Consider the following 13,755-nt stretch of genomic DNA (forward strand, 5'->3'; position numbering starts at 1 on the left):
CGCGCGGGAGGGCGCGCGATCAAAGGGTGCGCAGCAGGACCGCCGGCTGTTCCACGCAGTCCGCGACATACCGCAGGAAGCCGCCCGCCGTGCCGCCGTCGCAGACCCGGTGGTCGAAGGTGAGCGAGAGCTGCACGACCTGGCGCACCGCCAGCTCGCCCTCGTGCACCCACGGCTTGGGGATGATCCGGCCGACCCCGAGCATGGCCGCCTCGGGGTGGTTGATGATCGGCGTGGAGCCGTCGACGCCGAACACGCCGTAGTTGTTCAACGTGAAGGTGCCGCCGGTGAGTTCGGCGGGCGTGAGCGCGCCGGTGCGGGCCGACTCGGTGAGCCGGGCGAACTCCGCGGTCAGCGACTCCGCGTCCCGCGCGTGGGCGTCCCGGACGACCGGGACGACCAGACCCCGCTCGGTCTGCGCGGCGAAGCCGAGGTGGACGTGGTCGAACTGGATGACCTCCCTGGCCTCCATGTCCACGGTGGAGTTGAGCTCGGGGAAGCGGGCGAGGGCGGCGGTGCAGATCCGGGCCAGCAGGGCCAGCAGGGAGATCTTCGGACCGCCCGCGGCGTTCATCGCGGTGCGGGCCCGCATCAGCTCGGTCGCGTCGGCGTCCACCCAGCAGGTCGCGTCCGGGATCTCACGCCGGCTGCGGGAGAGCTTGTCGGCGACGGCACCGCGGACGCCCTTGAGGGGGACGCGCAGGCCTTCGGCGGGGGCGGAGGAGCGGACGGGGGCCGGTGCGGGTGCGGGGACCTCCGGAGCCGTGGCGGTACGGCCCTGTGCGGCGGCGGCGCGCAGGGCGTACTCCACGTCGGCGCGCAGGATCAGTCCGTCGGGGCCGGAGCCGGTCATCTCGCGCAGGTCCAGGCCGTTCTCGCGGGCGAGGCGGCGCACGAGCGGGGAGATCACGGGGACGGGGCCGTCGCCGCGGGTCTCCTCCTCGACCGGTGCCGTCCTGGCCGGTGCGGTCCCGGCCGGTGCCGTGTCCCGCACGCCGTGTCCGGCGGCGGTGCCGACCGGTCGCGCCACGCTCTCCGCGGGCGGTGCGGCCGAGCCGTTGGCCGACGGCGGGGCCGGGCGGACCCTGCGGCGGCGGGCCGGGGCCTCCGAGGTGCCGTAGCCCACCAGGACGTTGCCCGAACCCTCGGTGTCGGGGCCGTCGGCCGGTGCCCCGACGGCGACCGTGATCAGCGGCGCCCCGACGGGCAGCTCCGTGCCCTCCTCGCCGAAGCGGGCGGTGACCACGCCGGCGTAGGGGCAGGGGACGTCGACCATCGCCTTCGCGGTCTCCACCTCCACGACCGGCTGGTCGACGGCGACGACGTCGCCGACCTGGACCAGCCAGCGCACGATCTCCGCCTCGGTGAGCCCCTCCCCGAGGTCGGGGAGCTTGAACTCCAGCACCTGTGCCATCAGCTCTCGGCCTCCCATTGCAGACGCCCCACGGCGTCCAGGATCCGGTCCACGCCGGGCAGGTGGTGACGCTCCAGCATCGGCGGCGGGTAGGGGATGTCGAACCCGGCGACCCGGAGCACCGGCGCCTCCAGATGGTGGAAGCAGCGCTCCGTGACGCGGGCCGCGATCTCCCCGCCCGGGCCGCCGAACCCGCCCGACTCGTGCACGACGACCGCTCGCCCGGTCCGTCGCACCGAGGCGCAGACCGTCTCGTCGTCGAACGGCACCAGTGAGCGCAGGTCGACGACCTCGAGGTCCCAGCCCTCCTCGCGGGCCGCCTCGGCGGCTTCGAGGCAGACCGGCACGGACGGACCGTACGTGATCAGCGTGGCGCTCCGGCCGGAGCGCCGCACCACCGCGCGGCCGATCGGTTCAACGTGCTGCGGCTCCTCCGGGTTCCAGGAGTCCTTCGACCAGTACAGCCGCTTGGGCTCCAGGAAGACGACCGGGTCGTCGGAGGCGATGGACGCCCGCAGCAGGCCGTAGGCGTCGGCGACCGTGGCGGGCGTGACGACATGGAGGCCCGGGGTCGCCATGTAGTACGCCTCGGAGGAGTCGCTGTGGTGCTCGACGCCGCCGATGCCACCGCCGTAGGGCACACGGATGGTGATCGGCAGCGGCATGGTGCCGCGGGTGCGGTTGCGCATCCGGGCGACGTGGCTGATCAGCTGCTCGAAGGCGGGGTAGGCGAAGGCGTCGAACTGCATCTCCACGACCGGGCGCAGTCCGTACATCGCCATGCCGACGGCCGTGCCGAGGATGCCGGCCTCGGCGAGCGGGGTGTCGGTGCAGCGGTCCTCGCCGAACTCCTTGGCGAGTCCGTCGGTGACCCGGAAGACGCCGCCGAGGGTGCCGACGTCCTCGCCCATGACGTGCACGGACGGGTCGTCGGCCATCGCGTCGCGCAACGCGCGCGTGAGGGCCTGCGCCATGGTGGCGGGCTTCACCGCGACGGTGGTCATCGCATGTCCCCTTCGGCGTCCAGCTCGGCGCGCAGCTGGCTCTGCTGGGCGCGCAGTTGCTGGGTGGGCTCGGCGTACACATGGGCGAACAGGTCCATGGGGTCGAGCACCGGGTCCTGGTTCATCCGCTCGCGCAGGTCGGCGGCCATGGCCTCGGCGGCGTCCCTGGCGGCCTGCTTGCCGGCCTCGTCGATCAGGCCGCGCTCGGTGAGCTCGTGCTCCAGCAGGGCGATCGGGTCGTGATCGCGCCAGGTCTCGACCTCGGCGTCGCCGCGGTAGCGGGTGGCGTCGTCGGCGTTGGTGTGGGCGTCGATGCGGTAGGTGATCGCCTCGATCAGGGTGGGTCCGCCGCCCGCCCGCGCCCGGCGCACGGCGTCGGTCAGCACCTCGTGCACGGCGACCGCGTCGTTGCCGTCGACCAGCCGGCCGGGCATGCCGTAGCCGACGGCCTTGTGGGCCAGCGACGGAGCCGCGGTCTGCTTGGCGAGCGGTACGGAGATCGCGAAGCCGTTGTTCTGGACCAGGAAGACCACCGGCGCCTGCCACACGGCCGCGAAGTTCAGCGCCTCGTGGAAGTCGCCCTCGCTGGTGCCGCCGTCGCCGACGAGCGCGAGCGCGACCACGTCGTCGCCCTTGAGGCGGGCGGCGTGGGCGAGCCCCACGGCGTGCGGGAGCTGGGTGGCGAGCGGGGTGCACAGCGGGGCGATGCGGTGCTCGTGCGGGTCGTAGCCGGTGTGCCAGTCGCCGCGCAGCAGCGTCAGCGCCTGCACGGGGTCCAGGCCCCGGGCGACGGCCGCGAGGGTGTCGCGGTAGCTGGGGAAGAGCCAGTCGCGCTCCTCCAGGGCGAGCGCGGCGGCGACCTCGCAGGCCTCCTGACCCGTGGTGGACGGGTACACCGCGAGCCTGCCCTGCTTGGTCAGGGCGGTGGCCTGGGCGTTGTACCGACGGCCCCGCACCAGCTCGGCGTAGAGCCGGCGCAGCAGGCCGGGGTCGGCCTTGGCGGCCGCTTCCGTGCCGAGGACGCGGTAGGGCTCGGCGTCGGGCAGCAGCGGCGCGGGGTCCATGCGGGGCTGCCAGGCGGGCGGCGGCGATGGCCGGTACGCGCCTCGCTGCTCCATGACCGTCATGACGGCACCTCCTCGTGGGAGCGGCTACGGGAGGCGGGTCGGCTGTGACCCGCCTCACCTACCGATTGTTCGGTCGTCGGCACATTTTGGCTACAGGCACCTCCAGGCTGTGGACAAACGGTTCTCCACAGCCTGGAATGAACGCAGTACGTCCACGACAGGGAGGCGGGGGGACATGGCACCTGAACAAATGGCCGAGAGCCCCGACGGGGGCGGCCCGCTGCCGCCGCCGCGCCCCCTCGACGCCATCGATCAGGACATCCTCCAGATGCTCCAGGCGGACGGCCGCGCCTCCATACGGTCGGTCGCCGAGCGGGTGCACGTCTCGCGCGCCAACGCCTACGCGCGCATCAACCGCCTCATCGAGGACGGTGTCATCCGGGGTTTCGGCGCCCGCGTGGACCACGAACGCGCGGGGCACGGGACGTCGGCGTACATCACCCTGAAGATCGTGCAGAACACCTGGCGCACCGTCCGCGAGCAGCTCAGGCAGTTGCCCGGGGCCTCGCACATCGCGCTCGTGGGGGGCGACTTCGACGTCCTGCTGCTGGTGCACACGCCCGACAACCGGGCCCTGCGCGAGCTGGTGCTGACCCGGCTCCAGGCCATCCCCGAGGTGCTCAGCACCCGCACCCTGCTGGTGTTCGAGGAGGAGGACCTGGAGCCGCAGGGCTGAGCGCGCCGCGCGGACGTGGCCGCCATGGTGCGCAGCATCCGTGCCGACCTGCGACGCGGCAGCGCCCAGGCGACCGCGAGCAGGCCGAACCCCCAGTAGACCAAGTCCGCGAAGACGACGAAGACCCCCGTACCGAACATGGCCTACTGCCACGCGAGCACCGGCAATCCGATCAGCGTGGCCACGAGAGGCGCCCGCCACCACATGAGGTCGTCGGACAACGGCATGTCGTTGCGGCCCATGCGCCCCAGTCCACCAGCCGGGGCGGCGTACTCATCCGGGCAGGCGCGCGTACTCACGCGGCCTGGCGCAGGCCCCCGAAGACCACGCGCGTGACGGCGTCGGCGACCTCGCGCTCGTTCATGCCCCGGCTGTCGGGGCGGTACCACTCCACGATGGAGTTGATCATCCCGAAGACCAGCCGGGTGGCCAGCCTGACCTCCACGTCGGCGCGCAGGTCCCCGTCGGCCGCCGCCGCCTTCAGCAGCTCGGCGACCTCGTGGTCGAAGTCCCGGCGCCGCTCCAGCGCCCACCGCTCGGTACCGGTGTTGCCGCGCACCCGCAGCAGCAGCGTCACGTACGGCAGCTCGGCTATCAGCACCTCGACCATGCGCCGGACGACGTGCTCCAGGCGCTCCGAGGCGCGCCCCACGCGCGCGGGCTCCTCCTCGAGGATCCCGAAGAGACCGTCCAGCGCCCGGCTCACGGCCCGGCGCAGCAGCTCCTCCTTGCCGGTGACGTGGTGGTAGATCGACGACTTGGAGATGCCCGCCGCGCGGGAGAGGTGCTCCATGGAGGTGCCGTCGTAGCCGCGTTCGTTGAAGACCTGGACGGCCACCGACAGCAGCGTCTCGGGGGTGTACGTGTCGCGCTTGGCGGTGGTCATGAGCCGCTGCCCTCCCGCTTGTCGGTGGCGTACGCGTGCCGGTAGAGCGCCAGGGAGGGCGCGTACCGCCCCGAGGGGTCGCGCAGATGGAGGTCGTCGAGGAGCGCGTAGGCCCAGTTGCGGCCCAGTCGGCGGCTCCACTCGAAGGGGCCGAGCGGGTAGTTCACGCCGAGCCGCATCGCGACGTCGACGTCCTCCTCGGTGGCCACGCCCTTGGCGACCGCGTCATGGGCGAGGTCGACGATCCGGGCGACCGTGCGGGCGACGATCATGCCGGGCACGTCGCCGATGACGCTGACGTCCTTGCCGAGCGCCTGGAACAGGCCGGTGGCCTCGGCGAGGGTCTGCGGGGACGTGTCCTGGGAGGCGGACAGGGCGATCCGGGTGGCCCGGCGGTAGTCGAGGGCGAGGTCGAAGTAGACGACGTCCCGGAACTCCACCGAGGTCTGCCCGTCGGCGAGCGCCAGCTGGCCGCCGCCGGGCAGCACGAGCCGGGTGCCGTGGTCCTCTTCCTCCTCGCGCACGGAGACGCCCGCCTCGCGCAGCAGCGTGAGCAGTTCGGCGGCCGGGCCCAGATCGCCCTCGGCGACGACGTACGCGGGGGCGCGCTCCGGCTCGGCGGTGTGCGGTTCGGAGCGCTCGGCGTCCGCCGCGTAGTCGTACCAGCCGTGTCCGCTCTTGCGGCCGAGGCGGCCGGACTCGACCAGACGGCGCTGGGCGAGCGAGGGCGTGAAGCGGACGTCCTGGAAGAAGGACTGCCACACGGAGTGGGTGACGGACTCGTTGACGTCCTGCCCGATCAGGTCGGTCAGTTCGAAGGCGCCCATCCGGAAGCCGCCGCACTCGCGCAGGACCGCGTCGATGGTGGCGGGGTCGGCGCCCTGCGCCTCGTGGACCGCGAAGGCCTCCGCGTAGAAGGGCCGGGCGATGCGGTTGACGATGAAGCCGGGGGTGTCGGCGCAGGCGACCGGGGTCTTGCCCCAGGCGCGGGCGGTCTCGTACGCGCGCGTGGCCGAGGTGACGTCGGTGGCGAACCCGGAGACGACCTCGACCAGCGGCAGCAGCGGGGCCGGGTTGAAGAAGTGCAGGCCCACGAAGCGGCCGGGGTTCGCGAGGGCCCCACCGATCGCGGTGACCGACAGCGAGGAGGTGTTGGTGGCGAGCAGACAGTCGTCGGCGACGACCTCCTCCAGCGTCCGGAACAGCTCCCGCTTGACGTCGAGGCGCTCCAGTACGGCCTCGATCACCAAGGCGCAGTCGGCGAGGTCGGTGAGCGTCTCGGCGGGCCGCAGCCGGGCGCGCGCCGCGTCCCGGTCGGTGTCGGTCAGCCGGTCCTTCTCGACGAGCCGGTCGAGCCGGGCGCCGATCGCGGCGGCCGCCTCCTCGGCCTTCCCGGGCACGGAGTCGTACAGCCGTACGGGATGGCCGGCGACCAGCGCGACCTGGGCGATGCCCTGGCCCATGGTGCCGGTGCCCACGACGGCCACAGGGCTGCTGAGGTCGAGTGCTGTCATGTCCGCGATCCTCCCGCACGGGGTTTTCCACAGATGCGGCGGACCCCCTTGTACCGACCGATCGTTCGGTTACTCTAACTCTCGATGGCTGTTCCTGCCCATGTTTCTGCCAGGTCATGAACTCGACGAGGAGTTCTCGAGACTAGGAGTTGGTCCCGCATGGCCGCCGCCCTGACCCCCCACGACCTGATCGCCAAGCACCGGCCCACCCTCGACCAGGCGCTCGAAGCCATCCGCACCCGCGCGTACTGGTCCCCGCACCCCGAGCACCCCAAGGCCTACGGCGAGAACGGCAGCCTGGACATGGCGGCGGGCAAGGCCGCCTTCGACGCCCTCCTCGGCACCCGGCTCGACCTCGGCCAGCCCGGCACCGACGGCTGGGTGGGCGGCGAGATTTCCCCGTACGGCCTCGCGCTCGGCGTCGAGTACCCGCACGCGGACGTGGACGTACTGCTGCCCGCCATGAAGGCCGGGCAGAGGGCCTGGCGGGACGCGGGCGCGGAGATGCGCGCGGTGGTCTGCGTGGAGATCCTCAAGCGGATCAGCGACCGCACCCACGAGTTCGCGCACGCGGTCATGCACACCTCCGGGCAGGCGTTCATGATGGCGTTCCAGGCGGGCGGCCCGCACGCGCAGGACCGCGGTCTGGAGGCGGTCGCCTACGCGTACGTGGAGCAGGTCCGCACCCCCGACACCGCTGAGTGGACCAAGCCGCAGGGCAAGAAGGACCCGCTCGCGCTGACCAAGGCCTTCACGCCGGTCCCGCGCGGGATCGCGCTGGTCATCGGCTGCAACACCTTCCCGACCTGGAACGGCTACCCGGGCCTGTTCGCCTCCCTCGCCACCGGCAACGCCGTGCTGGTCAAGCCGCACCCCCGCGCGGTGCTGCCGCTCGCCCTCACCGTCCAGGTCGCGCGGGAGGTCCTCACCGAGGCCGGGTTCGACCCGAACCTCGTCGCGCTCGCCGCCGAGCGGCCGGGCGAGGGCATCGCCAAGACGCTCGCCGTGCGCCCGGAGATCCGGATCATCGACTACACCGGTTCGACCGCCTTCGGCGACTGGCTGGAGGCCAACGCCCGCCAGGCGCAGGTCTACACGGAGAAGGCCGGCGTCAACACGGTGCTCGTGGAGTCCACGGACGACTACAAGGGCATGCTGTCCAACCTGGCGTTCTCGCTGTCGCTGTACAGCGGGCAGATGTGCACGACGCCGCAGAACCTGCTGATCCCCCGGGACGGCATCCGCACCGAGGACGGTCCGCGCTCCTTCGACGAGGTCGTGGGGGACCTCGCCCGCGCGGTGGACGGACTGCTCGGTGACGACGCGCGGGCGAACGCGCTGCTCGGCGCGATCGTGAACCCGGACGTCAAGGCCCGCCTGGAGGGGGCGGCCGGGCTCGGCGAAGTCGCCCTCGCCTCGCGGGAGATCAGCAACCCGGACTTCCCGGACGCGGTCGTCCGTACGCCGGTCGTCGTGAAGCTGGACGGCGCCAAGCCGGACGACGCGGTCGCGTACATGAGCGAGTGCTTCGGCCCGGTGTCGTTCGCGGTGGCCATGGACTCCGCCACCGACGCGGTGGAGCTGCTGCGGCGGACGGTCCGCGAGAAGGGCGCGATGACGGTCGGGGCGTACACGGTCGACCCGGAGGTCGAGGCCGCGGTCCAGGAGGTCTGCCTGGAGGAGGCGGCGCAGCTGTCGCTCAACCTCACGGGCGGGGTGTACGTGAACCAGACGGCGGCGTTCTCCGACTTCCACGGCTCCGGTGGCAACCCCGCCGCGAACTCCGCGCTCACGGACGGGGCGTTCGTCGCCAACCGGTTCCGTGTGGTCGAGGTGCGGCGGGAGGCGTAGACAGGGCCTAGGAGCCGCTGAAAGCGCTCCAGTGGTACAGCGTCATGGCGACGCTCGTCGCCAGGTTGTAGCTGCTCACCTGGGGGCGCATCGGCAGGGACAGCAGGTGGTCCGCCCGGTCGCGGACCTCCGCTGACAGGCCGGTGCGTTCCGAGCCGAAGGCCAGGACGGCGTCGTCCGGGAGCTTGATGCCCCGGATGTCGTCGCCCTCCGGGTCCAGGGCGAACAGGGGCCCCTCGGGCAGTTCCTCGGCCGTCACCCGCTCCACCGCCGTCGCGAAGTGCAGGCCCGCGCCGCCGCGTACGACCGTGGGGTGCCAGGGGTCCAGCGTGCCGGTGGTGATCACGCCCGTCGCGCCGAAGCCGGCGGCCAGGCGGATGACCGCGCCCGCGTTGCCGAGGTTGCGCGGCTGGTCGAGGAGGACCACCGGGGTCGTGCGCGGCCGCGCCGCGAGCCGCTCCAGGTTGGCCGCGCGGGACGGCCGTACGGCCAGTGCCGCCACCGCCGTGGGATGCGGCCGCGGGACCAGGGCGCGGTAGGTCTCCTCGGGGACCTCCGTCAGCAGGGCCGCCAGGTGCTCGCGTACGTCCGGGGCCAGCTCGTCCGCCAGGGACAGCGCCGCGTCCCGGTCCACCGCCACCGCCACGGGCACCTCCGCCCCGAAGCGCACCGCGTGCTTGAGAGCGTGGAAGCCGTCCAGGAGTACGGCTGTGTCGGCGAGGCGGTGCCAGGTGGTGACGGGGGCGGTCATGACCGCGAGCCTACGTGGGTGGGCTCGGGGTTCTCCGGGCTGCGGGGCTCGGGGAGCGGCACGGCGTCCTTGCGGCGCACGGGCAGCCGGGCCGCGAGCGCGCCCATCCGGCGCAGGAACGTCGTCGGCAGGAAGACCGCGTCCGCCGCGATCATCGCCAGGGAGAAGAACGGCAGTCCGAGCACGACCGCGATCACCGCGTGCTCGAAGATCATGGCGGCCAGCAGGACGTTCTTGACCCGCCGGTTGAACAGCGTGAACGGGAAGGCGACCTGGACCAGGACCGTCCCGTAGGTCACCAGCATCACCATCGTGCCGCCGGCCGTCAGGGCGTCGGCGAGCGCGGGCCAGGGGGAGAAGTAGTCCAGGTGCAGGGGGTAGTAGACGGCGGTGCCGTCGCCCCAGCGCGAGCCCTGGATCTTGTACCAGCCGGCGGTGGCGTAGATCAGACAGGCCTCGGCCATGATCACGAGCAGGGCGCCGTTGTGCGCGATGTTCGCGACCACGTCGAGCAGGACGCGCGGCTCGGCGGTCTTCGCGCGGCGCCCGACGACCCACCACACGGCCTGGGCGATCCACACCGTCCACAGGACCAGGGGGACCGTCAGGTCGCCGTCGAGGCGGCCCGCCAGCGTCGCCGCCACGAGGAGCAGGCCGAGGACGGACCACAGGAGCGGGCCGACCCGGTCGGTCGGCCGGTCCCCTCGGCGCGCGTCCAGGGACCAGACCTGGCCGCAGCGGGTGAAGACCAGGTAGATCGACATCAGGTGCAGGACGTTGTCGCCGCCGTCGCCCATGAAGATGGAGCGGTTCTGCAGGGACAGCACACCGACCATGAACAGGACCGACATCGTGCGCGTCCGCCAGCCGAGCAGCAGCAGGACGGCGAAGAGCACGGCGAGGGCGTAGACCAGCTCGAACCAGAGGCGGCCGTCGGTCCAGATCAGGGCCGTGAAGGCGCCGTTCGTGGCGATCAGCTGCTGACCGAGCTCGAAGTTCCAGGGGCCGTCGGGTCCGTACAGCTCATGCCGGTGGGGCAGCTCGCGGAGCAGGAACAGCAGCCAGGTCGCGGCGAAGCCGATGCGGACGATCGCCGTCTGGTACGGGCCGAGGGCGGTCTCGGTGACGCGGGCGATGCCGGCCGAGACGGCGAGGGCGAAGCGGTTCACGCCAGGCCCCCCTCGGCCTCGTCCTCGGGGACCTCCCACCAGGGCAGCACCCGGTAGGCCGGCTTGTCCGGCACCTTCTCCTCGCTCCACTCGGGCGGGGGCACGTTGGTGGTCTCCGAGCGGACCTGGACGCGCTCGACGAGGCCGCCGGGCTCCGCCGCCCCCTCGCGGTCCAGGCGCAGGACCACGATGCGGCGCAGATACGACTCGGCCAGCTCGCCGCGCAGGCCGATGGGCCGGTTGTCGGTGTCGTGCGTGGCGACGAGGAAGTCCCAGGCGCGGCGCAGCTCGTTCTGCTGGGTGTGGCTGGGCAGCAGGTTGCCGTCGATGTCCCGGCCGTCCTGGGCGGACAGGTCGTACCAGCCGGTCGTGCGCATCTCCCCGTCCGCCTCGCGGACCTCGGCGCGGACCTGTACGGCGATGTTCTGCTGGAGCGGGTTCGGCGCGAAGAGCTTCCAGTTCTGCTCGAACTCCGGATAGATCCAGTCGTTGATGGCCGAGCCGTGCTGCTTGCTGACCGTGTTCGAGGGCGCGACATGCAGGAAGACCATGCCGACGTGGACACAGACGGCGACCGCTACGACGGCGAGCGCGAGGGCGGCGGCTATCTGGTAGCGCAGGGACAGGGCGGCCACGCCGACGCGCGGCTCGGGCGCGGGCTCGGGCGGCGGCCCGTGGCGGGCGTCACCCGCTGCGTCGTACGCGTCCATCCCGCCCCGTTCCCCGATTCCGGTCCGTCCTGCCGCACCGGAACGGTACTCAGGCCCGCCGCCGGGCACAGCCCCCTCGGTCGCGGCAGGGTGCCACCTTACGGGTCCCGGTTCACGGTGGGGTCACGTCTGCCGAGTGGTCGGTAGGGGTTGCGGCCCGTACCGTTCCCTTCTCCTAGAACCTGTTCTATCTTGACGGACCGTCAGATCTTTGTGGGCGCGGGAGGGCAGGGACCGTGGACTTTTCCTTCACCGAGGAGCAGCGGGCGGCGGCCGAGGCGGCGCGGGGGGTGTTCGCCGGGGTCGCGCCGGACGCCGTGCCGTCCCCCGCGCTGACCCAGGGGGCCGTGGCCGAGGACTTCGACCGCGCGCTGTGGGCCCGGCTCGCCGACGCCGATCTGCTGAGCCTCATGATCGCCGAGGAGCACGGCGGGGCGGGTCTCGACGCGGTCGCGCTCTGCCTGGTGCTGCGCGAGGCGGCGGGGGTGCTGGCCCGGGTGCCGCTGCTGGAGCACAGCGCAGCGCTGGCCGTCCTGGAGGCGTACGGCTCTCAGCGGCTGAAGTCCGGGCTGCTCGCGCGGGCCGGGCGGGGCGAGGTGGCGCTGACCGTCGCCGCGCACGGCCGTACCGGGCACGATCCGGCGGAGCTGGCGGTGACCGCGCGACGGGAGGGCGCGCAGTGGGTGCTCGACGGTACACAGACCGCGGTGCCGTGGGCCCACTCCGCCGACTTGGTCGTCGTACCGGCGATCACGGAGGGCGCGGTCGGCGCGGACGACGGGCGGGCCGTGCTGGCGCTGGTGCCGCGCGGGCACGCCGGGGTGGACCTCGCCGAGCAGTACTCCACCAGCGGGGAGCGGCTCGGGGAGCTGCGGCTGGACTCCGCGCGGGTCGCGGAGGTGGTGGACGCGGAGGGTGCCTGGGAACGGCTGCGGGAGCTGCTGACCGTGGGCACGTGTGCGCTGGCGCTGGGGCTCGGCGAGCGGGTGCTGCGGATGACCGGCGAGTACACCGGCAAGCGGGAGCAGTTCGGGTTCCCGCTCGCCACCTTCCAGGCGGTCGCCGTGCAGGCCGCGGACCGGTACATCGACCTGCGGGCCATGGAGGCCACCCTGTGGCAGGCCGCCTGGCGGGTCACGGCACGGTCGCCCGGCGCGCTGCCGGTCGCCGGGGACGTGGCCGTGGCCAAGATCTGGGCCGCGGAGGGGGTACGGCGGGTCGTGCAGACGGCACAGCATCTGCACGGCGGGTTCGGGGCCGACGTCGACTACCCGCTGCACCGGTACCACGCGTGGGCCAAGCAACTGGAGCTGTCGCTCGGCCCCGCGGCGGCGCACGAGGAGGCGCTGGGGGACCTGCTGGCGGCACATCCGCTGGGCTGAGACCCAGCGAGCCGGAGGATTCCCCGGCTCGCTACAGCACGAAGCCCTGCTGCCCGTCCTCCGTCACGACCGGGCGGCCCGCCGCCGCCCACACCTGCATACCGCCGTCGACGTTCACCGCGTCGACGCCCTGCTGGACGAGGTACATCGCGACCTGCGCGCTGCGGCCTCCGGAGCGGCAGATCACATGGACCCGGCCGTCCTGCGGGGCGGCCTCGGTCAGCTCGCCGTAACGGGCGACGAACTCGCTGATGGGGATGTGCAGCGCCCCCTCGGCATGGCCCGCCTGCCACTCGTCGGCCTCGCGGACGTCCAGGAGGAAGTCGCCGTCCTTGAGGTCCGTGACCTCAACCGTGGGAACGCCAGATCCGAAATGCATGACCCCGACGCTACCCGAGCAGTTCCGCGAGCTCGGCCTCGCGGGCCGCCACATCCGCCAGTAGCTGCTCGGCGATCTCCTCCAGCAGCTTGTCCGGGTCGTCCGGGGCCAGCCGGAGCATGGAGCCGATCGCGCTCTCCTCCAGCTCCCGCACGACCACGCCGAGCAGTTCCTTGCGCTCGGCGAGCCACTCCAGGCGGGCGTACAGCTCCTCGGCGGGGCTGGGCGTGCGCTCCTTCGGGGCCGGGCCCGCCGCCCACTCCTCGGCCAGCTCCCGCAGCAGGGCCTCGTCGCCCCGGGCGTACGCGGCGTTCACCCGGGTGATGAACTCCTCCCGGCGAGCCCGCTCCGCGTCCTCCTGGGCCAGGTCGGGGTGGGCCTTGCGGGCCAGCTCGCGGTAGAGCTTGCGGGCCTCCTCGCTGGGGCGCACCCGCTGCGGGGGCCGCACCGGCTGGTCCGTGAGCATCGCGGACGCCTCCGGGAACAGCCCCTCGCCGTCCATCCAGCCGTGGAACAGCTCCTCCACACCCGGCATGGGCATGACCCGGGCGCGGGCCTCCTGCGCCTTGCGCAGGTCCTCCGGATCACCGCTGCGCTCCGCTCGCGCCTCGGCGATCCGGGCCTCCAGCTCGTCGAGCCGGGCGTACATCGGGCCGAGCTTCTGGTGGTGCAGCCGGGAGAAGTTCTCCACCTCGACGCGGAAGGTCTCCACCGCGATCTCGTACTCGATGAGCGCCTGCTCGGCAGCCCGCACGGCCCGCTCCAGCCGCTCCTCGGGCCGGGGAGCGGAACCCTCCGCGGGCGGGGGAGCCGAACCCTCTGCGGGCGGGGAAGCGGAACCCTCGTCGGGCTGGGTGTCGGACTGCTCGGCTTCCGGGGTCGTCACCCGACC

The 13,755-nt window shown here is 72.9% G+C and carries 13 protein-coding genes; 3 read left to right on the top strand and 10 right to left on the bottom strand.

The genetic code is table 11. The features are described 5' to 3' along the window. Positions 1 to 19: 19 nt before the first annotated feature. Genes AC068Z_RS10840 through pdhA form a run of 3 tightly spaced genes read right to left on the bottom strand, consistent with a single transcriptional unit; the run spans position 20 to position 3,545 of the window. Positions 20 to 1,414 carry a dihydrolipoamide acetyltransferase family protein gene (locus tag AC068Z_RS10840; protein WP_478554298.1) on the bottom strand — a complete coding sequence of 465 codons (1,395 nt, stop codon included), beginning with the start codon at positions 1,412 to 1,414 and terminating at the stop codon, positions 20 to 22. Next, positions 1,414 to 2,418, bottom strand: coding sequence for an alpha-ketoacid dehydrogenase subunit beta (locus tag AC068Z_RS10845; protein ID WP_451718409.1), 1,005 nt, complete (start codon positions 2,416 to 2,418; stop codon positions 1,414 to 1,416). Before AC068Z_RS10845 ends, AC068Z_RS10840 begins: the two co-directional genes overlap by 1 nt. Further along, the gene (gene pdhA / locus AC068Z_RS10850) at positions 2,415 to 3,545 is read right to left on the bottom strand and encodes a pyruvate dehydrogenase (acetyl-transferring) E1 component subunit alpha (protein WP_478554299.1); all 1,131 of its coding nucleotides are present in this window, start codon (positions 3,543 to 3,545) and stop codon (positions 2,415 to 2,417) included. Before pdhA ends, AC068Z_RS10845 begins: the two co-directional genes overlap by 4 nt. Before the next feature lie 190 nt (positions 3,546 to 3,735). On the opposite strand from pdhA, the gene AC068Z_RS10855 reads away from it, so the two are divergent. Beyond that, positions 3,736 to 4,221, top strand: a complete 486-nt coding sequence (locus AC068Z_RS10855) for an Lrp/AsnC family transcriptional regulator (protein WP_478554539.1) — start codon at positions 3,736 to 3,738, stop codon at positions 4,219 to 4,221. 295 nt (positions 4,222 to 4,516) lie between these two features. On the opposite strand, the gene AC068Z_RS10860 is transcribed toward AC068Z_RS10855, so the two are convergent. Then, on the bottom strand, positions 4,517 to 5,107 hold the full coding sequence (locus tag AC068Z_RS10860) for a TetR/AcrR family transcriptional regulator (RefSeq protein WP_478554300.1): 591 nt from the start codon (positions 5,105 to 5,107) through the stop codon (positions 4,517 to 4,519). Then, entirely contained in the window at positions 5,104 to 6,621 is a 1,518-nt protein-coding gene (locus tag AC068Z_RS10865) for a 3-hydroxyacyl-CoA dehydrogenase (RefSeq protein WP_478554301.1), read from the bottom strand. Before AC068Z_RS10865 ends, AC068Z_RS10860 begins: the two co-directional genes overlap by 4 nt. A gap of 159 nt (positions 6,622 to 6,780) precedes the next feature. Between AC068Z_RS10865 and paaN the strand changes: the two genes are divergently transcribed. Continuing rightward, positions 6,781 to 8,472, top strand: coding sequence for a phenylacetic acid degradation protein PaaN (paaN, locus tag AC068Z_RS10870; protein WP_478554302.1), 1,692 nt, complete (start codon positions 6,781 to 6,783; stop codon positions 8,470 to 8,472). A 7-nt stretch (positions 8,473 to 8,479) separates the two neighbouring features. Here the strand turns inward: paaN and AC068Z_RS10875 are convergent, their stop codons facing one another. From AC068Z_RS10875 to AC068Z_RS10885, 3 genes are read right to left on the bottom strand one after another with little or no spacing between them, the layout of a single operon-like run. Then, positions 8,480 to 9,223 carry a TrmH family RNA methyltransferase gene (locus AC068Z_RS10875; RefSeq protein WP_478554303.1) on the bottom strand — a complete coding sequence of 248 codons (744 nt, stop codon included), beginning with the start codon at positions 9,221 to 9,223 and terminating at the stop codon, positions 8,480 to 8,482. Further along, positions 9,220 to 10,392, bottom strand: coding sequence for an HTTM domain-containing protein (locus tag AC068Z_RS10880; protein WP_478554304.1), 1,173 nt, complete (start codon positions 10,390 to 10,392; stop codon positions 9,220 to 9,222). Before AC068Z_RS10880 ends, AC068Z_RS10875 begins: the two co-directional genes overlap by 4 nt. Then, positions 10,389 to 11,102: a DUF5819 family protein gene (locus AC068Z_RS10885; RefSeq protein WP_478554305.1), complete on the bottom strand. Its 714-nt coding sequence runs from the start codon at positions 11,100 to 11,102 to the stop codon at positions 10,389 to 10,391. The genes AC068Z_RS10880 and AC068Z_RS10885 overlap by 4 nt, the downstream gene beginning before the upstream one ends. A gap of 236 nt (positions 11,103 to 11,338) precedes the next feature. Here AC068Z_RS10885 and AC068Z_RS10890 point away from each other — a divergent pair, with 236 nt between their 5' ends. Then, on the top strand, positions 11,339 to 12,484 hold the full coding sequence (locus tag AC068Z_RS10890; protein WP_478554306.1) for an acyl-CoA dehydrogenase family protein: 1,146 nt from the start codon (positions 11,339 to 11,341) through the stop codon (positions 12,482 to 12,484). Between the two features lie 31 nt (positions 12,485 to 12,515). On the opposite strand, the gene AC068Z_RS10895 is transcribed toward AC068Z_RS10890, so the two are convergent. Both AC068Z_RS10895 and AC068Z_RS10900 read right to left on the bottom strand, forming a co-directional pair. Continuing rightward, positions 12,516 to 12,863 carry a rhodanese-like domain-containing protein gene (locus tag AC068Z_RS10895; protein ID WP_451718388.1) on the bottom strand — a complete coding sequence of 116 codons (348 nt, stop codon included), beginning with the start codon at positions 12,861 to 12,863 and terminating at the stop codon, positions 12,516 to 12,518. A gap of 10 nt (positions 12,864 to 12,873) precedes the next feature. Beyond that, on the bottom strand, positions 12,874 to 13,749 hold the full coding sequence (locus AC068Z_RS10900) for a J domain-containing protein (RefSeq protein WP_478554307.1): 876 nt from the start codon (positions 13,747 to 13,749) through the stop codon (positions 12,874 to 12,876). Positions 13,750 to 13,755: the final 6 nt, after the last annotated feature.

Source organism: Streptomyces sp. NPDC043726, assembly GCF_056436565.1.